The organism is Alicyclobacillus acidoterrestris (genome assembly GCF_022674245.1).
Taxonomy (GTDB): domain Bacteria; phylum Bacillota; class Bacilli; order Alicyclobacillales; family Alicyclobacillaceae; genus Alicyclobacillus; species Alicyclobacillus acidoterrestris.
This window is the reverse complement of record NZ_CP080468.1, coordinates 44,547-69,848: the sequence shown is the minus strand read 5'-3', so window position 1 is coordinate 69,848 and position 25,302 is coordinate 44,547. Positions and strand designations below refer to the sequence as shown.

Annotated in this window: 18 protein-coding genes; 1 reads left to right on the top strand and 17 read right to left on the bottom strand. The window is 45.8% G+C overall.

All coding sequences use genetic code 11. The annotated features are described in order from the left end of the window. Positions 1 to 154: 154 nt before the first annotated feature. The 17 genes from K1I37_RS21190 to K1I37_RS21110 all read right to left on the bottom strand — a co-directional run bounded on the left by K1I37_RS21190 (position 155) and on the right by K1I37_RS21110 (position 23,765). Entirely contained in the window at positions 155 to 901 is a 747-nt protein-coding gene (locus tag K1I37_RS21190) for a hypothetical protein (RefSeq protein ID WP_021297480.1), read from the bottom strand. Between the two features lie 419 nt (positions 902 to 1,320). Beyond that, entirely contained in the window at positions 1,321 to 1,710 is a 390-nt protein-coding gene (locus tag K1I37_RS21185; RefSeq protein WP_021297479.1) for a hypothetical protein, read from the bottom strand. Continuing rightward, positions 1,707 to 2,822: a ParM/StbA family protein gene (locus K1I37_RS21180; RefSeq protein WP_021297478.1), complete on the bottom strand. Its 1,116-nt coding sequence runs from the start codon at positions 2,820 to 2,822 to the stop codon at positions 1,707 to 1,709. The genes K1I37_RS21185 and K1I37_RS21180 overlap by 4 nt, the downstream gene beginning before the upstream one ends. Continuing rightward, positions 2,803 to 3,474, bottom strand: a complete 672-nt coding sequence (locus tag K1I37_RS21175; RefSeq protein ID WP_021297477.1) for an EAL domain-containing protein — start codon at positions 3,472 to 3,474, stop codon at positions 2,803 to 2,805. The genes K1I37_RS21180 and K1I37_RS21175 overlap by 20 nt, the downstream gene beginning before the upstream one ends. Before the next feature lie 129 nt (positions 3,475 to 3,603). Continuing rightward, positions 3,604 to 9,381, bottom strand: coding sequence for a beta strand repeat-containing protein (locus K1I37_RS21170; RefSeq protein WP_021297476.1), 5,778 nt, complete (start codon positions 9,379 to 9,381; stop codon positions 3,604 to 3,606). An 89-nt stretch (positions 9,382 to 9,470) separates the two neighbouring features. After that, positions 9,471 to 10,841, bottom strand: coding sequence for a hypothetical protein (locus tag K1I37_RS21165; RefSeq protein ID WP_021297475.1), 1,371 nt, complete (start codon positions 10,839 to 10,841; stop codon positions 9,471 to 9,473). A gap of 195 nt (positions 10,842 to 11,036) precedes the next feature. Beyond that, positions 11,037 to 11,558 carry a hypothetical protein gene (locus K1I37_RS21160; protein WP_021297474.1) on the bottom strand — a complete coding sequence of 174 codons (522 nt, stop codon included), beginning with the start codon at positions 11,556 to 11,558 and terminating at the stop codon, positions 11,037 to 11,039. A 226-nt stretch (positions 11,559 to 11,784) separates the two neighbouring features. Continuing rightward, positions 11,785 to 12,963: a hypothetical protein gene (locus K1I37_RS21155; protein ID WP_242216036.1), complete on the bottom strand. Its 1,179-nt coding sequence runs from the start codon at positions 12,961 to 12,963 to the stop codon at positions 11,785 to 11,787. After that, entirely contained in the window at positions 12,947 to 13,762 is an 816-nt protein-coding gene (locus K1I37_RS21150; RefSeq protein ID WP_021297301.1) for a ParA family protein, read from the bottom strand. The genes K1I37_RS21155 and K1I37_RS21150 overlap by 17 nt, the downstream gene beginning before the upstream one ends. 105 nt (positions 13,763 to 13,867) lie before the next feature. Further along, the gene (locus tag K1I37_RS21145; protein ID WP_021297300.1) at positions 13,868 to 15,019 is read right to left on the bottom strand and encodes a hypothetical protein; all 1,152 of its coding nucleotides are present in this window, start codon (positions 15,017 to 15,019) and stop codon (positions 13,868 to 13,870) included. Positions 15,020 to 15,791: 772 nt separating this feature from the next. Continuing rightward, on the bottom strand, positions 15,792 to 16,907 hold the full coding sequence (locus tag K1I37_RS21140; RefSeq protein WP_021297299.1) for a hypothetical protein: 1,116 nt from the start codon (positions 16,905 to 16,907) through the stop codon (positions 15,792 to 15,794). 114 nt (positions 16,908 to 17,021) lie between these two features. After that, complete coding sequence (locus K1I37_RS21135; protein WP_161624366.1) at positions 17,022 to 18,215, bottom strand: transglycosylase SLT domain-containing protein; 1,194 nt, start codon at positions 18,213 to 18,215, stop codon at positions 17,022 to 17,024. Next, positions 18,212 to 19,573 carry a hypothetical protein gene (locus K1I37_RS21130; RefSeq protein ID WP_021297297.1) on the bottom strand — a complete coding sequence of 454 codons (1,362 nt, stop codon included), beginning with the start codon at positions 19,571 to 19,573 and terminating at the stop codon, positions 18,212 to 18,214. Before K1I37_RS21130 ends, K1I37_RS21135 begins: the two co-directional genes overlap by 4 nt. Positions 19,574 to 19,587: 14 nt before the next feature. Further along, the gene (locus K1I37_RS21125; RefSeq protein WP_021297296.1) at positions 19,588 to 20,685 is read right to left on the bottom strand and encodes a hypothetical protein; all 1,098 of its coding nucleotides are present in this window, start codon (positions 20,683 to 20,685) and stop codon (positions 19,588 to 19,590) included. Positions 20,686 to 20,690: 5 nt separating this feature from the next. Continuing rightward, the gene (locus K1I37_RS21120) at positions 20,691 to 22,175 is read right to left on the bottom strand and encodes a VirB4 family type IV secretion system protein (protein WP_188332392.1); all 1,485 of its coding nucleotides are present in this window, start codon (positions 22,173 to 22,175) and stop codon (positions 20,691 to 20,693) included. A gap of 427 nt (positions 22,176 to 22,602) precedes the next feature. After that, positions 22,603 to 23,370, bottom strand: a complete 768-nt coding sequence (locus K1I37_RS21115; protein WP_021297294.1) for a hypothetical protein — start codon at positions 23,368 to 23,370, stop codon at positions 22,603 to 22,605. Continuing rightward, positions 23,367 to 23,765 (bottom strand): hypothetical protein, encoded by a 399-nt coding sequence (locus K1I37_RS21110; RefSeq protein ID WP_021297293.1) that lies wholly within the window; start codon positions 23,763 to 23,765, stop codon positions 23,367 to 23,369. The genes K1I37_RS21115 and K1I37_RS21110 overlap by 4 nt, the downstream gene beginning before the upstream one ends. A 247-nt stretch (positions 23,766 to 24,012) precedes the next feature. Here K1I37_RS21110 and K1I37_RS21105 point away from each other — a divergent pair, with 247 nt between their 5' ends. After that, complete coding sequence (locus K1I37_RS21105; protein ID WP_021297292.1) at positions 24,013 to 25,188, top strand: IS110 family RNA-guided transposase; 1,176 nt, start codon at positions 24,013 to 24,015, stop codon at positions 25,186 to 25,188. The last annotated feature ends 114 nt before the right edge of the window (positions 25,189 to 25,302 follow it).

Below are 25,302 nucleotides of genomic sequence, written 5' to 3'. Positions count from 1 at the left end.
GTCTGTAATTCCCGAGCGCACCATGGCCGTTTTCCCTTTTAGTGAAAGGGAAAATTAGAACATTTGTGAGACGTCGATTCGTGTGTAACAGAAAATTTTCTATTCCATACGAAATGACAGCTCTGCTTGAGCCGTTAGTTGCGCCCGATTTGTTTTATTCGCAAGGTTTGTTTGCAGCAATATCGTCCAATTCTTCAACATCAATCACTACGGAATTGCTGCTCATAGCCGATTTGTAGGAAAGTATAAATACCAATCTTTTCGCATCGTCATTCATTAGTATTCCTGACTGACAGAGCCCGTCTATTAACGGACGAATCCAAAAATGGTCAGGGTCCAAAGGTATTGAATGGGTTATCTCAATGCACACCTTGACTCTTGCCCTGAGCAACGGGTAATGTCCGTGTTCCTTTAATTTGAGTGAGATACCTCGCATTAAGGCGATCCAAGCTTCTCGAACCGTGTACAGATGAGATAATCCGTTAATTCTTTTACTTCTCACAAGGAATAAGTCTGACATTGATATAAGCTCGTATGGAATCTTGAGAGTAAAACCACTTTTTTGGCGTTCTACTTGAATACCGTAGTCTTCAGGTGAATATTTTTGTTCTAAAAGCCCTTGCACGATTGAATCCGCAACTAAACGACCAATCGTATCCCGTATACCTCGAAGTTTTAGCTCAATATCTTCGATGGAAGACCACCACAAGTCGCCAACTGCCCGATTCAACTGAACCAGCATCCCTTCACACTCCATCGCGAATACCATAATCCGCAATGGTGCTTTTATGTCCTCTGGGGACTGAAAAGGCTGAGAATCGTGTTTCAACAACTGATTGAGGTTTGTCCGAGTTTCCTCGTACCACCGATCAATTTCCCGATATAATTCCAGCCCTGTCATTCAACAAAAGCTCCTTGAACACATGCCATGCACTTTGCCTCGCGTCCTTACCCCATGCACCACTAGGGACTCCAGACTTCCGCCATGCATCTTGCAGTGCATTCCCTTATATTTCGCTCGATAATCAGGACAAAAGCGCCATGCACAATGCCCCGCGTTCTCACCCTTTGGTACAACTGGGGTTTCGGGTTCATGCCATGCACAACGCCTTGCAACCTCGTCGTTTTGTCGTTAAGCAAAAAATGAAATGCCATGCGTTATGCGTGGCGAATCTTTGAAATCCCTTGCTAGACAAGACTTTTTCATGCATGGCTTTGCGCGTGGCGCATATTTCACAACTTGCCCTGCGTTGCGCCTTGCGAAATCCCGGGAAACCTTGACCTGACTGCGATTGTCGAGCGTGGCTTTGTGCCATGCGGTCATTTGTAGAAGTCGAGCGCACTGTTCATCACCTCTTCCAACGCGGCATTGTGCGCTGCGTCCGCATCGTTCACCTGGTTATTTCCCTGCTCCATCGGTATCTCGACATGGACATTTGTCTCGTCCCGTACCGATTGAATGCCCGACAAAGCAACCATGCTCTGTAACAAACGACGGTCGATGAACGACTGTTGGCGCGGAACCGCGATCGTGTCCACGCCTCGCTTGTCGTAGTACATGCGGTGTATCGCTTCAATTACTGTTGCTTGAAGGACCTCACCTTTGCTTAATTCACACAGCCAATCGAGTATGGCAGGATCGACATCCTTTGGTATTCGAACGGATATTGTGTCCTGAGGCTTCCATTCTCGCTTTCGTGAGCGACTCATACGGCCGTCACCGTATCTGCTGCAAGACGTACCGCTGTCAGGAACATTCCATCCGCGTTCAACCATCGAGACCGATACAACGTCGGAGCGTACTCGAGATTGAACCCATCTTGTTGAGCAAACTCCTTAAGAAACGGATGCAGCAGTGCCGCGCCACCACCAAGAACGTAGAAATGTTCAATCGTTGGTATCTTATTCCAGACTTCGATGATTTCACGATAGACATGCGAAGCAGCCGCACTCAAATGTCGCTCGATTATCTCCGTAATGTCATGTCGACGACCGAATAGAACCACTTCGCGTTTTTTGTCCTCCAGGAACTTTGCAAGCTCCATCCGTCCGCCAGGAAAAGCATTGCGCGCTTTAGTCTGTTCTCGAATGTCTTCGAGGAGACTGGTGAGCGTCGTCCCAATCCCGTACTGCAACCCGTCCGACAACGACGCGTTGATATTGCCTCGTTCAAACACAGGAAGCTCCGTACTCAACTCCCCAATCTCTGCGACCGCGACGAGTGAACTCGATAGCTCCTTTGACTTCTCCGGAGACTGTTGGCACAGCGCAAGGAAAGCCATGTGTCCTTCGCTCACGACCTTGGATGTGATTCGTAGACGAACCGTAATACCGCCCCACGGTGACGGAGACATGAATCGGACTGTATGTTCGCCGCTTAGACGTTGCTCGAAGTCGAGCCTTACACCGCGTTCCAAAGCTTCAACAAGGCTGACGCCGGATACGACGAACAACTCTTCATCAATTGTCGTTGCCGATGAGATTCGTTCACCCGCGCGTTCTCGCTGCTTCACCACCGCGCTTGCAAGTGCCGTTAAGTACATGAGAATCGCCTGTTCACTCGATGTCTTCTTCTCATTTGGTTGCATGTAAGTCGCTTGTGGGCCTTGGTCTGCTGCAAGTTTGCCGACGAATACACGGCGAGCGCCATCGGTAAACGCAGACGAAACCACTTCTACATCGAGTGCGTTTAGTGGTTCCTGGCGTTCGCCGAGATCGCTTCTTGGACTCCCAACTGCTGTTACGTTCGGAATGGATAACTCCAATCCGCGCATTACGAGTTTTACCGCTCCATTGCCTAAATCAAGCCCAACCGGAAGCATATCTATGATTCCCCTTTGCGATATAGTCTTGTGCTGGTGCCGGCCTTCCCGTATAAAAACCTTGAACATACCGAACACGAATATGACGAAGGAAAGCCAGATCACTCTCACTTTCGACTCCTTCGACAATTAGCTTGCTACCAAACCTGACAAATTGCTCGGCGAGGAGAGCGAGGACACCACTATCGTCGTGACCGGCAAGAAACTCGCGGTTCATCTTCACAAATGCGGGTTTCAAGCGTTCTAATGCAAGGAGATTGCTCATACCCGTTCCGAAGTCATCGAGAGCAAACTGTACGCCAATATTCAGGAATTTGTTGAGGTCGAGTTCATCAAGACACGCTCGTTCTGTAATCTCAATGACGACTTGGTTTGGTTTCAGCGCGTACTCCCAAGGGTCCCAAACTGCTTCACTCAGAGTCTCAGGTTCTGTATTAACCATTAGTAGTTCCCCGGCCCGTAAGAAACCTTGGCAGTCTTCCATCGCTTGACGCATAAGTGTTTGGTCAAGCGCGGCGATTGTTCCCTTTCTACGATGCTGTTCAATAACGTCTACAGGCGAGCTTCCATCTAACGGTCGCATGAGGGCTTCGTATCCAATTACCATTTGATTCACGATATCCCATATGGGCTGGTACGCAATCTTGTACAAGTGTGTGTCCACCTCGCTTTACTAGAAATGTTCCCACGTGCATTAGGGTGATTTTGTTCCAAAACCGTTCCAAGGCAAAAAATATCCCTCACTCATGAAAATGAGTAAGGGAAGAAACGATCCTACTATTCAGTTTGTAGTGCTGTTATTACCCGTCCCTGGCTGAATGTAATACCATTCGGGATCATCACTGGTCACCAGGAAGTCATCGTAGGGGAATACCCCTGTAGGCGTCGTGGCTGTGCCGCATTCATCGGTTGCTGTAATCTGGATGCTAATGGTGTCCCCATCTGGTAACTTTGGCATAATTGTTGCGCCTTGCCATACTCCGAAGCCGAGATTGTTTGCCGGCTTCATCGTCACCGTCCAGGAAGTGTCTCCATTCTCGTCAACCGCATCATGTTGGTTCACTGTGAACGTCGCCGTAACCGATGTCGGCTGAGCCTGAGGAAACGTAATCGCAAACGCGAATGGAGCTTGTACGCGCAGTGGGATGGGCCCATTTCCAACTTCCGTGTTCGTAACCGGCATCTTAATCTTTGCAGTAAGCCCAAGGTCTTGTTGCAGGTCCTCTGTCGGGTGATAGATGCCCGAAACTTCGAGTCCTGTCATGGTCAATGGGACAGTCTTTGTGGATGTCACCTGTCCGTTGGTGTACGTCGTAAATATCTCAGTGCCATCCCCATTCGGCCCACACGTTTCCGTTGTGTAGGAGTTTCCTTGCGAACCGTTCCCTGAATCCGTCACGGTCACTTCGTTCGAAATGGCCACGGGATTGCCTGTATTCGGGTCAACGAGCTCGGCCACGTACTGGAGACTCGTTCCGGCAACAGGTGTGTATGGGATAGCTACATTCAATCCGTCTGTGTCCGGCGCCCAGTTTGCTGAAACGACACTTTGCCATGTCTGCTGGCACTTCACGACTAATTGCGCATCCCCGTTTAATGCTTGATTAACGAAGTCCTGATCTGTTTTGTCGAGCGTAATCTTAAAGTCAGTACTTGCAGGCTTCACAACCTGTGTCGGCAACGCAGCTAGCGTGAAATTATCCGGCGGTGTTACAGGGTTGAACCACGTAACACTCACTTCGTTGGATGTAGCCGATACGTTTCCGGCTGCTGTAGTCAATGAGTATGACTGTTGCTGAGAAATTGGTGTTGATTGCCCTTCTTGCATTACGTATTCTGTCCACGTCCAGGTGCCAATAGCACCACTAAACCATCCTGTCGGAAGTTGGGTGATATAACCTGTAGTTTCCCACTCTCCTGCATTTGAAGTGGTCAATAACATGGCCCCTCCGCTTGTGACATTCAGAGTTACTCCAGCTGTACCACTACTTGAACTGGTAAAATTATTATTGTTTTCTGCCTCGATGAGTACTTGATGCATTCCCGCAGGTAATGTGATTGTAGCCGTAGAAGTATCAGGAATGCTTCCACCCACACCCCCATCGTTGCCTTGTTGTAACACAGGTTGACCGTCCACGTAGACCTGAGCATAGTCGTCTACCTGTGGCATGTTAAACGTGACAGACTCCGTTTGCGGTAAGTTAAACGTCGATTCAAAAAATGCAGTCCCATTTATCTGTGACGACGCATTTGAGACCCAAATGGAACCATTGTAACTTCCGGCTTGTGCATTTTGCGTGAAAAGAGATGTCGGAACATAGCCTGGTGCTTTGGTGAAAGTCCAATATGGAAAGTTTTTCACTGTCGTGATTGGCCCACCAGCAGAGACTCCATAGCTCATAGCACTAGACATACCAACTGACTTTACATAATTCAAGTTACTGTCGTAAAAACTTCCTCCGTCAACATATTCATTAAGTTGGCTGTCGTAGATTGCATTTATTGAAATCGGAGACGAACTAATGCTATTTGTACTTGGATTATAGATGTAATTTCCATTATATTGGATCAACACTAATCCATTCACAACGTTAACATATGGAATTGAACTTGAATTCGGAAGCGCGACTAATTCTGTACTCGTCCCCGTATTTGGGTCGTATGACCATAATTCACCATTTGTATCAAAAGGGGCTGACTGCTCTTGAGTCCATGTTGCGTAATACACCAAACCATTTGCTGAATCATAACCTATTGAATCGCTTGGATACGCAAAAGTATTTGCTCCATTTAAGATACTAGCTGTACCCGTAAATGGATTATATTCCATCAAACAGCTTCCATACGCGCTTTCTTCATATGGATCAGGCTCAGGTGTGGCCGACCCCGGATAATATAAAATCCCGGTTTTGGGGTCAATAGTGAATGAATTAAATGGGAATGTAAAGAGAGTTATCCACTGACCATCCCCGTGGTGAGCGCCCGGATCATAGTATCGGTCCTCGTAAACCCCTAAGCCCATAGATGGGGCTGCCGTAGGATTTGTGGGGTCAACGGATTCTAACTGCCACGTATAGTCATACATTCCATCTGTTGTATACATAAGATAAACTTTGTGATCGACAGGATTGTAGAGTCCTTCATCAAACCAGTACATCGTCGCTCCGATAAATCCCGGCATATAATTGTCCTCAAGCATCTGTACCTGGGTCCACGTTCCTGACTTCAAGTCATACGCATACAAAGCTACAAATTCATGAGTATATTGGCTATCAGAGGTTGAATATTCTACTCCCGCATAGATCACCTGAGTATTAGGTGCATAGACCAAAGGCTGCGTGAAATAGGCTGTATTCACGGTTCCGTACGAAGTCGATGTACCCGTAGTGATAGGTAATCCTGCTATATTCTCCATCGAATTTGTAGTTGGATTATAGTGCTGAATTTCAGTTGATGTTTCACTAAACAAACCATCTGGTGGTGCGGATGCAGGAACGTTCAGCGATGGTATCGACGGATTCCCTGGCTTTACGATCTGAGCCACATACTTGTCTGTCTCAACTTGGTGTTTTGTCTCCAAAGCATTCAAAACTGTTTGTCCTGGTTGACCGGTTGCAATAACTTGGTTTGTTGTCTGGTCTAAAATGTCCACAACATACCCGCTTGGTACATTTTGTGCTGTAGCCGTCAACGTAGATGTGTTATTAACCGGCAGTGCCGTTGGGTTTGCAGTGAGACTAATTCCGTACCAGTCAACCGGCACGACGTTACTGCTCATTAGCGCCCCAGTATTGCTAGTGTTAGTCGAAATATATGCTACAAAGTTGTCGGTTTGAGGAGTAGGTTCAGATGTTTGAACGCTATACGGTGTAGATTGGCTGGAACCTACAAGCTGACCTGTTGATTGATTGTAAATCACTAAATTATCCCCAACTGGCACATTGTCACCTGTTACTGTCAACGTGGTACTTTCTCCGGAAGGTAATTGTGTAGGGTTCGCCCCTAGTGATAGTGCGCTCCATACAACTTGCACAGTATTAGAGGGGGTCCCCACATCCTCGTATCCATCGTTTAATGACGCAACAAATGTATCAGTTTCCGCTTTGTACGAGGTATATTGTGTTGTTTCTGGCGAAACCCCCATAGACGATACTATTTGTCCTGTGGTTTCGTCAGTAATTGTTAGACTCCATCCCGAGGGAATCGGTTGGCTAGTGATTGCACTCAAGCTTGTACTAGAACCAGTTGCACAGAATAACGGATTTGCAGAAAGGCTAATTGAGCCTGTCCATGGATTGTTCCATGAAACGGATGTTGTCCCCGACGCTAAAATTTGCCCAGTTGAATCATTGATAATTTCACCCGTATAGTTCACAGAGATTGTAGCACCAGACGCAGGGTACTCCGTCTCCTGATAAGTCCCTGTTTGTGTAGTAAGTCCAGTAGCATTCCACATGTCTGAACCATTTCCAGTAGGCGTGATACTCACGGAAAAACCTGATGGAAGAGGTACGTCAACGGAATATGAAATTGTGGATGGTTCCCCAGGCACGTTATTCTGTGGATTCGCCCCCATCGAAATTGTTGGATCTGTCCAAGTCACGGACACCGTGGAAGTAGAAAGCAAAGTGCCCGACGTGTTGTAAAGTTTGGCTGTGTAAGTAACTTTGGTTGCGTCACCATTTTGAGGGCTTTCAGTTTCAGCCCAATTATCACTTGTGTTCGTGTCGCTTGATTCGAACCACATATCTTGTCCGCCTGTTCCGGTGATCGTCACATAATCATTAGAGGTCATGCCTACTGTGGTATAGGAAATTTGTGCTTGCTGCCCAGAGAACACTTGTGTTGGATTGGCAGTTAAAGTCACCGTAGGCTGCACCCATGTAACCGGTACAATATTGGACGTTAAAGATGGTGGATTGTTATATGGCGTAACACCAGGATCCCACAACTCAGCCTCGAAGTTCTGCGTACCTGCCGTGTTACTTGTATATGGCGCCGAATACTTCTCGTACTCTCCCTGATCATTTACGCCATAAGTAAAACCGGGGCTACCTGTATACTGTCCAGGTGTAACAATTTGTCCGGTATCCGAGTTAATAATCTGTACAAACTCGCCACTAGGGGCTGCACCTGAGTTCGGATCTGGTGGAACCGTGACTGTTAGAGTTGTAGGAGAGCCCACTGCTAATGTGGTTGGATTCGCTGACAAATCAAGTGAAGTTGTATTAGGTTGAACGGCCGCACCAGCATAATTCACAGTCACTTGATTAGATGTTGCGACAATGCTATTCATGGGGCCAATGATATTTGCAATATAATTTACCGTTTGTGGTTTATCGTCAGACGCTGAGGTAGTGGCAGAGACGTTACTTGCGCTCTGATACGAGTTTCCACTAATTAGTGTGTTATCTCCGCTTTCATCAATGATTTGTATCGTATCCCCTGCTGGCGCTTCACTTGCCGTAGCAGTAAGCTGAGTCGAACCACCTGCTGGGACATTGGTTGGATTCGCTGACAATGTAATACTCGGCCCACTCGTCGTGCCTGAAGTTGTGCCAGGTTGAACGGTGAACGATGTTTCTGCATACGTAGCAGCCGGCCGGTCTACTCCATCTCTGACATAAAAATATGCAGTATAACTGCCGGGAGCCAAAGTAGAAGTGTTAAAACTTGCTGTATCTGTATTCTGACCGGATCCGCCAGATTCCACTTGCATTGTGCTTATATCGTCTGAGTTGTCACCAAGAATCCAACTGCTAGTCCCCGTTGAGTTATTTACTACTTCTACAGCATCGTAGTGGTGAGTGAAATCAGATGACAAATGCTCAGTAGAGACTAACGTGAGTGTTGCCTGTTGCCCTTGCGTCACAACCCCAGCGCTGCTTCCTGAAACACTGATGCTATTCGCAGACGGTGGATTGGTTTCATAGATGGTGTATGTGGAATTTTCAATGGGGACAGATTTGCCGTTGAACGTTTCTGTCTTCCCTGAGTCAGTGATTTGGCTATTCCCTTTCGCGAAATAGGCGCCAGAAGCGGTGACGAGCGCGGCAAAGGAGTCGTATTGAAGGTGTTTATTGAATTCAGCCGTGTCTTGGAGAGAAATAATATAATTATTCTGAGATAAGTAATTTTCAACATAGTTAACGTTCCCTCCAAGGCGGTTGACCCAATCTGAAACATTGGTTGACCCGGTCGATGAATCACCAATGAACAGATAACCGTTGTTTGCATTTTGACCGTAAACGTCCGCTTGAAGAAACGGCCAGTCTCCCTGTCCATCTTTTGAGCCATCCGGTTTGTAGACAACATCATGAACTTCGGCAGCGTAGAGGTTTTGGTTTTTCAAAGCCGAGTATGCGCCGTTATCAACCACCGTTAATTCGTCGCCATTAGTGTCCATAGCAAGCGTGCTTCCAACCTTGACAATATTGCTTAACGAAGACTCGCCAGTCCACATCGTATATGCAAAAGCATTTTGAACGAATACAGCAATAGAAATAACTCCTGCACCCAGAAGGCTCGCACTTGTTAATAACCACTTTCGTTTAGTCATAGAATCAACCTCGCGTATATAAAGAAATGAGCCACCACTTTTAGAGTAGGCGACTCAAGAGATTGATTCTGTTCTAAAAATGTGATGATTTAGGGTGCCGGTTGCTCATTGTTCCCATCAATAGGTTCAGTAAAGATTGGGGAGCCACTTGCAAGACTAGGATAAGCAATACTCCATCCTTCCAAATTATCGTTCAGAGCACTTATCCCAATGCTCGGTCCCCACTTTGTATCATTTTGGAACGACCACGTTACTCCCCCGGTATCTCCTACTCTTGAAGTCCCTCCTGTGATGTATCCTTTCTTCCATGTACCATCGTCTGCCCTCCACACTAGTTTTTCAGACGTATTTGTGACGTCTGGAAGGGTTAAATTCACCGTATCGCCCGAAACAGTTGCTGTTAACTCATCATAATATTTTTCCGTCTGGGATAATGCTTTCTCATACTGTTGCGGCGTCAAGGTTTGCGGAACGATTGATACGTAATTGATAAAGTTACCGTACATCGGAACGTGCAGGTGATGTACGCCGTTTACAACACGATCCCCTGTCAACCACCACTTCAGGTTAGACAGGATAGTCGATTCGTCACTCGATGAAATCACACTAGACGAATTGGTCACGCTCGTTCCTTGGAACAATGCTCCTTCACTTGCCCACGTATAGGGGTCGGTTGAGGATTCGTATTCGAGGTTAAAGGGGATAAACGTCCCTGCTTTCGTTATTTGGCCAGTCGAAGAAGTTACGTTGTATCTCAGCGTATAGCCCTTAGATTTCTCTGCCCACGCGGCCAGCCAATTTGCCACATCACCTGCGGTTACCGGATCAGATGTCGGCGCCACACCAGCTTCATCCATCGTTGCGTGCGTAACAACGTCATAGTTAATTGAGTTGAACACGTCCCACATGGCGTTCGCCATCGTATTTTGAGAGATACCCTGAGCGTTTGTATTGATGGTCCACTTGGCAGTATTGCCGTTCCACACGTCACCCGATGCTGGAATGCCGAGCACCTGATTCAACAACTGCTGTACGTAATAGATAGGCATAAACGTCGTCGATTGCCCTGATGACGGATCGACGTCGATGAGAACTGGTGCGTGTTCTATGGTTGTTCCATTTACGTTGATAGCTGCGCCAGATCCTTGAGAAATGACGTTTGGTTTTGCTCCGGATACGGTGAGAGTCCACGTTTTTGCAGAACCGTTCCAAACGTCTGATGACGATGAGATACCAAGAGCCTTGTTGATGAGTTGTTGTACATAAAATATCGGCATATATGTGGTTGCCGGAGTACCAGCGACGAATTTATCAGGCTTAGAAACCACCGAACCATTGAGAACGATGGTCGCTACCTTCATTGTGTGTTTCGAAGTCGCGGCATCGACGGATGTGGCGAACATCGTTGGTACGAGTGTGCCGAGTGTTATCGCAACTGCGGCAATTGCTGTACGCTTCATGTTTTTCCTCCATTCCTCTTCTTAATCTTAGTTTAGCAGGTATTTTTGGGCTGCATTGCCAACTCAAAGATAAAATATCCCCACACCTTTTAGGTTAACGTAGCAAAAATGTACTTTCCGCTACGGTTTCGCGCTATTTCATCAGAAAAAAAGTTCCCCTCACCGACTATCTATAATGACGTGTCGCTATGTGTGTTACTTTCTGAATCGCCACCATGGCCTTTTTGGCAGTTCCCGACTTGCAGCAACTTCTTTCCTAATCTCCAATAGTTCTTCTGTAATATGGATTTTTAAATCGTTCATTTGACTTTCAAGCTCAGATTTTATTTCTTCTCGAACTGTTTCTCTCATCTCTTCTTTTGCTATAGACCCAAATTGGCGCCCTGCACTTTCTACAATTTCTCGAAGTTCATTACTCCTGGTTTGGTCAACATGCGTATCTTCCGAAATGAATGACGGTTTACTGTATTGTTTCGCAAGGATCTCCGCTATTTGCTTCACATCCATGTCGGATTCCTCACTCAACCTTCGCATATCGATTATCATTTCAATTTCAATGTCGGAGAATCTACGGTCTCCACGGTCATTAATACGTGTAAATGTATATCCTGCGGCTTCAAGTAATGCACAGTATTTGCGAATAGTAACTTCTTTCATTTGAGCGGAAATGGCTACGGCTTTTGTGTTCCAGCGTGGTTGGAATCGAATATCCTCCATATCGGTTCACCTCATCGCGACAATACGATATGAGCTCTGTCATAGTCTGTCGAAAGGTGAGATCCAATAGAAAAAGAAGCAGACCCATCACTTGATCGTAGGATGGTGTCCGCTTGTAGTTGTGCTCTGGCTTCCTTGGAGATTTAACGGATTGACAGAATAAAATTCAAAGACTCACGACTTTAATGAGAAAATTTCAGCGCAAAAGATAACGTTAAATACCACTTCATTCCGATGTCTTACGTACAAGAAGGCCATGCGCGTTTAATCCATCGGTTAAGATTGCATTCACAAGGTCAGAGAGAACTCCTCGACCATACTCACTTTTTATTGCATTTAAGGCATCGTCCACTTCTGGCATCAAGTAAAAGCCTCTATATCGTTTTTCAACCTTTTGTGGTCTTCTTAGGACCTCAGCGATGTTTGTAGTGCCTGACGTTTGAGAAGTTTCCACTTGTACGCTAGCCACATTGCTGGCTTTGTTGCTCGGTACTTCGCTAGCCGCATTGCTAGCTTTGTTGCTCGGTACTTCGCTAGCCATGTTGCTATCTTTGTTGCTCGGTACTTCGCTAGCCGAATCGTTAGCTTCGTTGCTCGCTTCTTCGCTAGCCGAATCACTAGCTTGGTTGCTCGGTACTTCACTAGCCACATTGCTAGCTTTGTTGCTCGGTACTTCGCTAGCCATGTTGCTATCTTTGTTGCTCGGTACTTCGCTAGCCGAATCGTTAGCTTCGTTGCTCGCTTCTTCGCTAGCCGAATCACTAGCTTGGTTGCTCGGTACTTCACTAGCCACATTGTTAGCTTTGTTGCTCGGTACTTCGCTAGCCATGTTGCTATCTTTGTTGCTCGGTACTTCGCTAGCCGAATCGTTAGCTTCGTTGCTCGCTTCTTCGCTAGCCGAATCACTAGCTTGGTTGCTCGGTACTTCACTAGCCACATTGTTAGCTTTGTTGCTCGGTACTTCGCTAGCCATGTTGCTATCTTTGTTGCTCGGTACTTCGCTAGCCGAATCGTTAGCTTCGTTGCTCGCTTCTTCGCTAGCCGAATCACTAGCTTGGTTGCTCGGTACTTCACTAGCCACATTGTTAGCTTTGTTGCTCGGTACTTCGCTAGCCATGTTGCTATCTTTGTTGCTCGGTACTTCGCTAGCCGAATCGTTAGCTTCGTTGCTCGCTTCTTCACTAGCCACATTACTGGCTTTGATGCTCGTCGCTTGGCTAGCAGCGTTGCTAGCTTGGCTGTTGACATTGGACGGTTTGTCGTTTTCGATATTAGTCTTTCCTTCACTGCTATTTTGTATATCTTTTAGCAACCGTCCTGTATTCCCACTGACAAAAGCCTCATGAGGTAAGCGACGTTGTGGTTTTGCTAATGCTTTATAGTCCGGTCTATTCGACTTCGACACGTTGCACCAACTCCCGAACAAAGTCGTGATAGGGTTCAATGGCCTTACGTAACTCTCTATTTTCTGTTTCATCAAACCCTGTAAGGGCGAGTCTACCAGTGGCTGCCGAACGATCAATAATTGTTTCAAATACCAAATCTGGATATTGCTCAGCACAGAGCTCCACCAAATCTTTCATGTCGCTTCGACGTTTGTCATTAAGGTTCCGTAATATACCGGCGATTTTCAAGTCCGGGTTCAAGAGCTGGCCCGTTGCACCTTGAACAAACTCTATCGTTTCAATAAATCTTTCCACCGCTGATAGACAAAACTTACTCGATTCAAACATAATCACAACGTAATCTGAAGCTACGAGTGAGTTTAGGGTTTGCTCACCAATGTGGGGAGGAGTGTCGATAATAATGTAGTCGTAATCCTCTCTTACTTTTGCAATTGCACTTTGAAGTGCACGAAGATGCATCGCCTGATTCTCTGGGTATGTATTACGCCCCTCATGGTAAAGCCAATATGAAAATGTAGCTAACACATCTGTCGCAGGGACTAAATGCAATTTTTCGGATAGTGGTACAATAAAAGGGCGAACGTCCCCTGTTTTTAGTGCTTCGAAAATTGTTTGACCGTCGAATTCATATATATCACAACGAGCCAAATACTCTGTTTGATTTCCCTGGCTATCCATATCAATAACCAATACTCGCTTTGCATACTCAGTACTTAATATATGCGCCAGAATACCGGCTGTCGTCGTTTTTCCGCAACCGCCTTTTTGAATACCTAAAGTTATGACACGCGCAGGCACAGGTTCCCCTCCTAAAGATGTGAGTTAATCTTTATTCACGATAACATATAGCTAGCTTTCCAGCTAGCTGAAAACTAGCTTATGTGCTAGTAAACACTAAAAGCATTATGACTCTGGAAACAACTCATAAAAGCTCGCATACCTCGCGTCTCTAATTGGTTCTTCATTCTTATGTTCATTCTTTTTTGGACCATCAATAACACGCGTCTTAGACCGTGCGTAGTGTCTCTCCAGTTGCGCAATTGTCTCATCAACTAATCCGGACTTTACTTGGCGTACAAGATATTCCGCGGCACGTGGATCATGCTGAACAACGTCATCAAGTGCGCGTTGTACATCCATTGGTTGAATACCTTCCTCGTGTAGTCCCACAATAACTCGATATACTGAAGCTCGGTGTACAGCAGAACGTCGAAGACTGTATTTGGCTACAAGGTCTTCAAGACCTACAGCTATATACGTCCATTGTTCAGGCACCTCGAGTACTGTATTCTTGTTTTCTTCTTCACTATTAGACGCTACCTTTGATTCTTCATAGGTAGAGGAGGGGAGTGGTGACATGTATTCCGCCCCCTCATTACCAGCAGCTATTTCTAATCCTGAACCTTCTTTCAACATCTCTTTCCATTGTCTATACCAAACTCGTGCATCGGCTCGAACAACGTTACGGAATATGCCGAAGAAATAGGCCACCAAATTCACTTGTATCGCTTCTGGATCTGCCTCTAAACGCTCAACCATCCGCCTAACGCACTCCATTGTGTATTCCTCGAGTAATGAATCATTAGAGGATAAAAAATCAATTTCTGATTGTCTAACTATTGCCTTCCGTAAAATACGCTCAGCACGTTTAAGCTCCAGTTCTGACGCAATAAGGCCGGCTTTGTCACAAACAAATGTCACTATGGCACGAATTTTGTCACTTGCTTCAATGCCGTTTATGTTTTTTTTATCTTGAGAAGTACTTCTATCGTCATAAGAATTTGTTATGTTATGTTTCGTTTTGTTATGTTGTTCACTTTGTGACATTTTCACATTAGACATGTATGAATGGAAGGAAATAACATTTGTTGACTGGTGAATATATACACCAGAAGCAACCTTAACGATTTCTCCAGAAGCTAGTCCTAATTCTAAAAGCCTATATACATGTCTCTTAGAGAGATTAAGAGATTCTGCCAACTTAGAGGGAGTATGTATACCTTTTTTCAATTCGTCTAAGAGTCTTTTCAAATGTATAGCTGTTTTATTTAACACAAAACCACCTCAGACATCTTGCAGATATCGCAGAGGGCACGTATACTTACTATGCCACCTGCGTACAGCAGTTTTAGGCAAACTTTAAGCCAGCCTCAAGAATCTCAGTTTTTTGAGAAAGAGGCTTACACATTTTTCATCTGGTCTGGACCACCAGATGAAGCGTCCGAGAGGACGGAAAACTTTACACTTTTCTTTCCTTCAGGGCGCGACTGCAATCGCGTCCTATTTCATTTGGCGGTTTAAATTTGGGAACGTAGGGAATAGTAGAAATGGTATTGTTGAAGAAACTTATGGGAATATGGAAAAAAGGTTGACCCTAACTAAACCATGTGATAATCTATTTTTCGAAATCACATAGTCGTTCCCAAAGAGCCTGGACCCCGCCAAGAGTACGAGGCTCTTTTTCATTTGTATCTATTATTTATTTCCTCATTTATTTCATCAACATCCAAATAAAAACAAAAACACATTCATCATCGACGAATGTGCGTGCAGGAACTAAGGATTCTCGTTTCTTCGCTTAAACTTGGGTATATCTAAAAATAAATATAGATATCCCTTGCTTAGCGGATACTAAGAGCATCCCACGCATCGTTTCGTCGAGATTGATCCTACCACATGATCGTTGGAATTGGAACAATCAATTTGTCGATATATTCCTCAGTGTGTCGGTTTTTTCTAATTGCAAAAGACTACGAGAGATGATAGTATTAAGTCACAACTAAATTGCATCGTTCGTCAGGAGCCTGTCCATTTTGGATAGGCTCTTCTACTTTGTACTATCGACTACTCCACTAACTACAGCAAGAGTTTGTTCTGTTGACCAAGGTACAGCTCTCACTTTAATATCCTTCCACGCCGTCGCATATTCTTCTAATTCCACCGGAAGGGAAAGGGGGGCCATATTTACGACCAACTCTTTTGTATTTATTCCGCTAACATATTCAATCTTCGCTGGATCAGGCGGTACAACTAAGACATCTGTTAAATTACCAAATGATTGCACATCTACAAATCTAGCATCGATTACTGCGATGTCAGTATCCAAGGAGGAAAGCGAACCTAACAAGGATTTGAGGGTAGGCCCCCCAGTATCAGGGGAAGCAGGGTAGATCCTTAATGTTTGAGTAAACCACCACGAACGCTCGGGAGTCTTTTTCATAGCTAATTCGTTTGCGCCATCATCATTTGCTGGGCCATTTAACCACCGGGCGTATGTTGGACGGTCTGAGGCTTCGATTAACGCCACGCGACGGGTTTGAGCATGTTTCATCGCTATTTTAAGGGCTATGTAAGAGACGCCAGCGCCCGGTAGCCCCGAAACGATTATGGTTTCGGGGTACGTTTGTTCTAGGATTTTCTCGCGACGAGGGAATAATCGCATTTTCTTTCGTGTCGCAGACGTGAATTTTTCACCGTCGGAGTCGTCATTGTCAGAGGTTCTTACGACTAACGTTCGTTTGGAATGAGAGTGTTGAGTTTGAACAATATTTGGAGCAACTAAATGAGCTACGTCTGCATAGGTAGAGGGATGCTCGAGAGTATGTATAATGTCGCCGAGAGATAAATCATCTCGTAAAATCAAATCATATACAGAGCGACTGAGAAGTTCCTGTACGAAGGGGGAAGTAACTACTTGTCCTTCCCCGATATATACAATTCGGACGTCCTGCCGGCGCAGGAAGTCAACGACGTCAACCATGTGTCTTGAACCGCTGTGTTGAATTGTATCGCTTAAGAGAACGGTTGTGTCTCGGTCCACAGGAACAATCGTTAAAGCTTGGAGAAAGAGTACCGACTCTACTGCATCGAATAGTTCCTTAACACGCGGTTGAAGAACTTCCTCCAGTTCCGGAATTCCCGTCGCTAAGATGAGACGTTTCATGCTGATGGTTCCTCCTAATCTCTTTAGTAAGGTAGAAGTTCTGGTTCTACCGCGTCTAGTCAGCTCTAAAGAAGAGGCTTTTTTACAAATGTATTTCTTCGTGTACAGTCGGTTTTAATAGCCTCCGTTTGCTTCTTCAGCGAGAGCTTTCGCGGGATCACCATATTCTTTCAGAATGTACCTCATAGCTGCAGCAATGTTATCTACGGGATTAAAGATGTTCGTGTGACCTGGTACTTCAAACTCTTGGAATGTGCTTGGTAGGGTCTGCATGATACCCGTTGCGTGTTGTCCCATGACCAAAATTGGATTCTCCGCATACGGATTTCCACTGGCGTCTTCGATTGCGATAATTTGCATAATGGTTGGCATCCAACTAGAAGTAATTCCATATGGAGCATCAAGAGCAATCGCTTCGTTCACCCACTGTTCGACCTGGGCTTTGTTCGCAACAGTTCCTGCTCCGACCGGTACGGGAGGCACAACAGGTGCAGAATTCCCGAAAATCGGTCCCCATTGTTGAACGTTTGGATCGTTCAAATTTGCGTTCTGATCTCCGGCTTGATATTCGGCATATTGCATAGAATAAATCGCATCAAACCACAATGGATTAACAACAGACTGCTTGAATCCATATTTCTTTGCCGCAGCGTAAAACTCTGATTCATTGTATGTCATGTTTTCGGATTCCATGTAAGGTTCAATCGTTTCAGTACCTACACCATTTGTAAAACCTCCAATTGTTTTGGTTCCCCATGTACTGGTGAAAGTGCCATCCCAGATGACCGATTTTCGTAACTCCCAGACTGTAAAGTGCGAAATATGCGTTACGATTCCATTGCTGTCGCGCTCCTTCGTAATTGTCTCGCCGTCTCCTTTTACCCACGTATACTTAGGAGCAAGCAGGTTGTAATAAGACTGCGCTGCAGATTGCTGATTCTTCGATTTATAGTTATCTACAAATTTGCCGAGTGTTAGAAGAACGCTCGCGGGCATGTATTGCTGATATGTGATGACTATGTTTTGTTGCTGTGTGTCTAAACCATTTTTCCACTCGTTAGCTACGTTTGTGTAAGTGTTTTTGATAGACTGATCTTCCACAGTAAATTTTTGTTGGTTTTTGAGATGGATGCCGGTAAATGACCCAAGATAAAATGTACCGGTTACGTTCGCGATGACAGCAATGATGATGAAAAAGAGCATGACTGGAAGTAGGCACGGTACTGATGCACATAACCCCCAGAGAATCAGTTTGCGAGTCCCGAAAGAGGCGGCAACCTTCGTGACTCTGGTCAGTTTGCGATTCATCGATGTCCCGCAGGAGACTGACCCAAGTCGGATAAAGTGATACGTTTTGCGCGCGCCTGTGCAGCCTGAAGTATACGGCCAGAACTTTGCTGATTGGGCGAGTACCATCCCATGTTGATTTTTGAAATGTTATTCTGAGCGTTGAGCATTCGCTTTTCTCCACGTTCGATCATGTCATTCGCACTCTTCATCTGCTGTGCTCGACTACTGAAAATAGCTGAGGCAGTCTCTTTTCGTTGAATCGCATGTTCGTATTGCGTTGAAATGCTTTGGTACATTGGAGAGGAAGTATCACCGCTCGACTCAAATTGATGTTTTATCACGGAGATTCCATCTAACTCTTGGCTCGCATTATCTAATTCTGCTTGTGCAGAATCATAGTCAGGTTGAATTGCATTTGCCAGCGCAAGACCTTGTTCGTACCACTGTAAACCTTGATCCATGTCATTTTGATATTTTCCGATTTGGGCCATATCTGACATGGCAAACTGGTCGCCGTTTCGTGCGGCATTCAAAAGTTCTATGCTTGGCAGATAGCTATCGCGGACCATCTTGTTGTCCCCGTTTTTCCCAAATTCCTGTCTAGCTACAGCAAATATACTATTCACACCACCAGAGAATTTTCCTCGTTCCCCAGACAGTAGATGCATAGCATCGGATTTCAAACGTCCTTTTGCACCATTGAGAAAGGCTTCTCCAACTCCAGCATTCCTTAATCCAGAGAGTTCTTCCATCCGACTTTGAGCAGAAGGACGGAGCTGTGTTTTTGCACCATATAGAGTAGATTGGGAATCATATACGGATTGAGACGCTGCACCCGGTCGTTGTGTGGCAGAAAAACCTGCATCCGACTCACCCAAAGGGGCGCCGAACGACATGCTTGAATTAGATTTACCAGTCTCGAATCCACTTGGTTCGGTGTCTGACATCGTAAAGCCTGTTGGTGGAAGAAATGTAGTGGTCTCATTTTCTTCAGTTGGTAATGATCCCGGGTAAAGCCCATTTGGCTCCGATGCAGAAACAGCAGATGTGGCCTTTGTTACACCACTTAAAAGGCCATCCTCACCAAAGGCTTTCTTGTTTCTCATGTGACTAAGTGCTGATGCTACTCCCGCAATTCCAGCTGCACTTGTAAGAGAGGCACCGGTTTTTGCGAGTGATATACCACCATCAAACAGTTTTCGCCCGGCTGCCATACCGAGTCCTTCCATCATACCTGAGAGGAGCGCTCCAGGTCCGTGGCCATGGCCACCAGGGAAGATATGGTCGAGAAATGACTTAATCAGCTTGTGACTGATTAGCATGAGTATCATCGCAAATACAGCAACGAGAAGGTCTATGAAGTTGCTACTCGTCATTGAAGTATGCCTCCTTAAATCCCTATAAATACTTGTGCAACGAGTAAGAGAAGGGATACGACAAAAGGTATGAACATGTACGCGATGACTTCTTTCCACCAGTGGATGGCTAAGTCGGGTTTACGTCCAGTCACAAATCCGATATAAAAAAGTGGCATTAGTGTAATCAAAAAGGCGAGTACAACGCGTCGCCATTGATAGACAATCCACATGACAAGGTTGACTGCACTGTAGATCAAAGCAAAGATAGAGTTCATGAGAGAGTTACCTGAAAACAACGATAAGTTAGTGATCGCTGACATATTCAAAGTACCGGGGTTGAACATGATGTTTACCATAGGATTTGCCTTCGCGATCGCGGCCGTATGATCTCCAATAAGCCCCTGCACGTACTGAGTCAAGTCAGATACTCCTGCGTTTGCCAGCCCAAGAAGGTAGGGTGTAGCGCCAAGCATGAGGCCTGTCGTAGCGACACTCTTTGCTAACCCAACAGCACGTTCTTTTGCGACTGAGGAGCTCGGAGAGTTTTGAATTTGTATGCCTTGAACTACAAAAGAGATAAGCGCAGCAATAGCAATAAATATGTAAAGCGCGTGTTGAACGTACATCATGGCAGTCCATGTGGTTTCAGGGAATATTCCCATTACGTATCCGTTGCTTTGTTGGTCTTGAATATTGGCGTCAATCATTGCGCTTGGACCAGTAAAACCAGCCAGCGCCCAGAACGCAGCGGCGAACATGCTAAAAAGGTCGGTGAGGGTGGAGAAGACTGCATTGACAATCCAGCCTTCGAGTCCACCGCCATCTTTGACTCCAGGTAGTTTGACAAGTTGCCCGTTGCTATACGTCATTCCTGGTGAAGTTGCCGTTACGTGTGGTGCTATTAGCGACGCTTCGTAAGCAATGAAACGCGTTAGAAAGTATGAGCACAGGGACACAATGACCCCAAGCGCTATCCATTTCACACGTGATAAGGCTTCAGCACGCTTCTGAGGCGTTGCGGCTACAATAGAGATTCCGGCAAGAGACATTTGTACGATTGAGAAGCCTGCCGAAGATGCCATGAGCACGGTCATCAGGAAGTTGAGCCAAGGCAAAAGGGTCGTATTCATGGTGCTTACGCCCCTTCCTCTGCTTGTACATGTCTAGTATTGAACAGCTTGTGTTCCCATGGAGTTGCTTTGTAGTAGCTATAGACGATTTCACCATTGACGTCCCATCGTACTTCACCTTGCTGCGCATCGTAGAGCCTTTGTAATTCATGGTCTGCAAGCCCAAACAGTTCTTTAAGCATAGGTCCGTCTAGCTCGTTTTGTTTTAATAGAAGCTTTGTATCCGAGTTGCGGATGATACTTGCACCATATTTATTTGATGCAAAAATACTGAACTGTTGACTTGCGGCACAGGCAGACCCTCCTCGTTTACGAATACGTGTAAATGCGTTGTCGAGAAATACTGCGGCGTACTCTCCAGCCGGTGTACCTTCACGGTTTTCAAGTGCTTTTTGGGCTTCGTCCACAATGACACGCTTTTTCTGTGAGGGATTCTTTTTTATAAACGACTCGATAATGTATTCAAGTGCAACGTACTGTCCAAGTTTACGAAGATCGCTATTCTCGTGAAGTTTGGACAAATCGAATACAATGATTGGCGCCTCAGACAAGGAAACTTTTGACTGGCAGTCAAATAGTCCAAGAGATTCACCTGCGGTTATACGTTTCAGACGGTCGCGCAAATCAATGAATCGCGTATCATTTTCAGCCTCTTCGACCACTAGTTTGTAGAAGTCGCTGAACTGTGGTTGTTTACGGCGGGTGCGCATTTGGAGTTTGTCCCCGACCATTTGCCGCCTAGTTTCGTATAAGCTGTTGGCGTCTTCCGTAAATCCAAACTCATCGCGATAGATTTGCTTCCAAAGACGATCAATGAGCGCGATCTCTGCGGCCTTGAGTTGTTCAGTACCGGTGAGAGAAGCAGCGTACTTTGTGAAGTTCACCATTTCATCAATCTTCTCGTTGATATCGACGCGTTTTTTCTTTTCACCTGTGTGCTCGTCGATATAGTCCTCTTCTTCGATTTCACAAGGATTCATGAGGTTTGTGGAATTGTAATCGATGGTCACAACGATTCCCCCCATGCTTCTAGCGAGGTCAGCGTATTCGCCCTCCCAGTCGACAATGGCGGTCTGGATGTCATGGAGTATCGAGTGTGCAACGATCATCTTGACTGTGTAACTCTTTCCGCTACCGGAAACACCACTAACAAACATATTGGCGTTGCTTAGATCCTTGTGCCACGCGTCATAGAACATTGGTGCTTTCGAGACCAAGTCGAAGCCCACTAATGGTCCGCGTCGATGGCTGAACTGCGATGAGACAAACGGAAACATGTTGGCAAGAAATGACCCGAACACTTCCATTGGGTATCGCAATTTGTTGATTCCGATTGGCGCGACAGAGAGCAATCCCTCTTGTTGCAGATACGCAGCATCAATAAGTTGGAATCCACGACCGCCGCCTTCGCGCTCAAGTATCGTACATGCCCGTTCTAGTTCAACAAGAGAGTCTGCAGATACCGTTACTAATACGGTCAAGTAATACATCTTTTCGTCTCCTCGTTGAAGTAAGAGACGAAGCGTGTTTAGCTCCTGAATCCTCGATTGGTTGAAAGCGACGTTCTCTGTACGGTCCGCTTTTTCGTCAACACGGATTTGCGCTTGAAGGCTTCCAATTGTCGAGTTCAAATTTCTAATCTGTCTCCCGGAGTCTGCCTGCTCGATGTGTACTGACACGTCAACATCGGCTCCAAAGTCGAAAAATTGATTCAAAAATCCGAAGTGCACGTTACTCGGCATACGCGTCACGTAATAGGTCCGACGGTAATTGTTTGGCGCGATCTCTACGTGATTCGGGTGAAATTGAACGTGACTTGCTGTCGCGATGACGTCTTGGAGGGTCGGTGCGTGTTGACCCCATACTTCAGTGATTTCTTCTTGTTTTGCTTCAATTAATCGGTTTTTCTTTTTCCTTTTAAGCACCGAAGTTCACCTCTGACTCGTCTCCAATTAGGTACTCCTTGAGACTTTGATATGCCACAGCATCGCGCGCACGCGCATGAATTCTCTCTCGGTTCCAAAAGAACTGTTGTGCCTCAATGGTTTCTTCACTGGACAGAATGTGAGGGGAGACACGGCAACGAGCCAAGCCGCTATATGCTGTTTCTGTTTCCTGGCGCAGCGTGCGACGGAGTTCTTCCAAGTCGTGTTCCCCAAGTAATCCTGTATCAGCTTGTGTGATAAATAAGTTTTCACGAATTGTACGCTGTCGGTTACCGTGTTCGACGAGATGGGCTTCTAAGTGACGGCCGTATTCGAGCAATCGGTCATTTTCCCATTTTTCTGCTGTTGCCCGATATGTTTGAGAGAAGTACTGCCGATAATCCGTTAAATCCATTCGACGTCCGCGAACGATGAATTGGACAGGCTGGTGAAACATACCGAACATGGTTTTGAAGTTATCGCGTACAGCACGAGCTTCTGTTTCTGACAATGCAAATGGGTTCAGGTTTCCAACTTGTATGACTTGGCGAAATGCATCATTTTGAAGAACCATTTCACCAGTTGCCTCTACACGCACTATCGGTAAAAACGTTTGAATCGGTTTTTCTTTTGTCCCCTTTTGCACCTTCTCTCGTTGTGCCGCCTGTATCGACCGTTTCCGTTTTGAACGCTGATTTTCAATCAAAATAATTGTCAGTAGGGTGACAATCACGATAATTGCTACAATCACGATTTTCATACTTCACTCTCCACTTCTTCTCTAACCTCACGCATCCACGTTGAAATGACCTCAAAATTTTTACGCGCGCGATATTCTCGATCAAAGACGAAGGTTTGTGTTTTAAAGGCGAATTTCCGTTTTCGATACAACCAAACTAGTAGATTGGTTTGTCGTTTTGGTAGAGGAATAAGTGCCAGAATGATTCCTGGCAGTAATCCAATAACCCCTAGTATTAAGGGGAGCGAAGGAGGGCCCGGGATAACCAGGCCCAACGTAGCAAAAATGACGCCTAATGGAAATGATGCGAGTGCACCTAGGAATATCGATACAAAATGTTTGGTTGTAATCGATATGGGGCCTAAGGCAAACAAACGCATTCCTTGAGAGGTAACTTCGATATAGCCTTCATCCATGACTACCTCTCCTAGTATATTGATGTCACGTACTCCAAAGAGTTTTGAGATAAAATTCTCGTAGTGGTCGGGGTACTACGAATTCCCCCTTGGGACCATTGGTTCTCGAAGTTAAGAGTGTAGTCCCCGCCTTGCGAGTGTTTACGAATGAGCTGGATGTTGAAGGGTTTGCACCCTGTCTCCGAATCTCAAACTAGGTTGTAGATCGCAAGGTTGTGCGGATCCGACCCAACTGGAGGTACGTGTAGTGTATTTTGTTGGTATTGACATTGCTAAACGCAATCATGAAGCCTGTATCATTGACTCAGCTGGGCAGAGTCAAGGCAAGACGCTGCGCTTCCCAAACTCTCAGGCTGGTGGCCAGAAGCTGATTCAATGGATGCAGCATGTCGATCACGATTTGTCATCCACGGAAGTAGCTTTGGAAGCTACAGGTCACTACTGGTTGGCGTTACACTCGTTTCTCCTTAAACAGGGTGTAAAGGTTCATGTCATCAATCCCATTCAGTCGGATGCATTTCGCAACATGTACATTCGACAAACCAAAAATGATACCAAAGACGCATTCATCATCGCCGAAGTGCTACGCTTTGGACGGTACACGACCACGGAACTTGGCAGTGACAAAATTGTTGCCTTACGGCAATTAAGTCGATTCCGATTCAGCCTAGTCGACTCCATCTCAGACCTAAAGCGGCAAGTAATCGGTGTTCTAGATATGTTGTTTCCCGAGTATGAGCGACTGTTTTCCGACATATTTGGTAAGACATCCTCTGAATTGTTGATGGAATACACAACACCGGAGGAAATTCTTGCCGTAGACACCGAAGAGCTAGCAGCCTTCATCGCCAAACACAGCCGCAACCGCTTGGGCTTGGAAAGGGCTAAGGAACTCCAACAGGCCGCCGAATCTTCATTTGGAATCGACACCGCACTTGATGCGTACCGGCTACAATTGCGCTTACTTCTCCAGCAAATTCGCTTTACAGAGGAACAGTTGGATTTCTTGGATATCGAGATCGAAAAACGCCTTAAAGCTGTTGATACAAATCTTGTCACGATTCCAGGAATCGGCCCGGTTCTGGCTGCTGCGATACTCGGTGAAATTGGAGATATCTCCAGATTCCCGACTGGCGTAAAGCTCGTTGCGTTCGCTGGGATTGACCCTACGGTGCGAAGCTCAGGCGAATTTACTGGAACACGCAACCGAATGTCCAAACGAGGCTCACCCTACTTACGACGGGCGATTTGGCTTGCCGCAAATGTTGCCAAAATACACAATCCAATCCTCAAGGAATTTTACGAACAGAAGCGGGTTCAAGGGAAACACCATCTAGCTGCAACAGGCGCCGTGGCGCGTAAAATGACGTACATCATTCATGCTGTTTTACGCGACAACAAACCATACGAGCCTATCGCGTAGGATAACGAACTTGATTGAATATTCAACTCACGTCTGTCTCTGACAGGCTTATATAGATGTGCCTAAAAATCACTTCCCTTCATTGTTCTTAGAACTCAATTGTGTGCTTGACAT

What these genes read in the sequence shown, in the direction of transcription:
- K1I37_RS21120 (WP_188332392.1), bottom strand. Translation starts at nt 22,175, where the DNA reads ATGTATTACTTGACCGTATTAGTAACGGTATCTGCAGACTCTCTTGTT.
- K1I37_RS21135 (WP_161624366.1), bottom strand. Translation starts at nt 18,215, where the DNA reads ATGAATCGCAAACTGACCAGAGTCACGAAGGTTGCCGCCTCTTTCGGG.
- K1I37_RS21180 (WP_021297478.1), bottom strand. Translation starts at nt 2,822, where the DNA reads ATGCTTCCGGTTGGGCTTGATTTAGGCAATGGAGCGGTAAAACTCGTA.
- K1I37_RS21110 (WP_021297293.1), bottom strand. Translation starts at nt 23,765, where the DNA reads ATGGATGAAGGCTATATCGAAGTTACCTCTCAAGGAATGCGTTTGTTT.
- K1I37_RS21190 (WP_021297480.1), bottom strand. Translation starts at nt 901, where the DNA reads ATGACAGGGCTGGAATTATATCGGGAAATTGATCGGTGGTACGAGGAA.
- K1I37_RS21185 (WP_021297479.1), bottom strand. Translation starts at nt 1,710, where the DNA reads ATGAGTCGCTCACGAAAGCGAGAATGGAAGCCTCAGGACACAATATCC.
- K1I37_RS21130 (WP_021297297.1), bottom strand. Translation starts at nt 19,573, where the DNA reads ATGACGAGTAGCAACTTCATAGACCTTCTCGTTGCTGTATTTGCGATG.
- K1I37_RS21165 (WP_021297475.1), bottom strand. Translation starts at nt 10,841, where the DNA reads ATGAAGCGTACAGCAATTGCCGCAGTTGCGATAACACTCGGCACACTC.
- K1I37_RS21160 (WP_021297474.1), bottom strand. Translation starts at nt 11,558, where the DNA reads ATGGAGGATATTCGATTCCAACCACGCTGGAACACAAAAGCCGTAGCC.
- K1I37_RS21125 (WP_021297296.1), bottom strand. Translation starts at nt 20,685, where the DNA reads ATGAATACGACCCTTTTGCCTTGGCTCAACTTCCTGATGACCGTGCTC.
- K1I37_RS21115 (WP_021297294.1), bottom strand. Translation starts at nt 23,370, where the DNA reads ATGAAAATCGTGATTGTAGCAATTATCGTGATTGTCACCCTACTGACA.
- K1I37_RS21170 (WP_021297476.1), bottom strand. Translation starts at nt 9,381, where the DNA reads ATGACTAAACGAAAGTGGTTATTAACAAGTGCGAGCCTTCTGGGTGCA.
- K1I37_RS21140 (WP_021297299.1), bottom strand. Translation starts at nt 16,907, where the DNA reads ATGAAACGTCTCATCTTAGCGACGGGAATTCCGGAACTGGAGGAAGTT.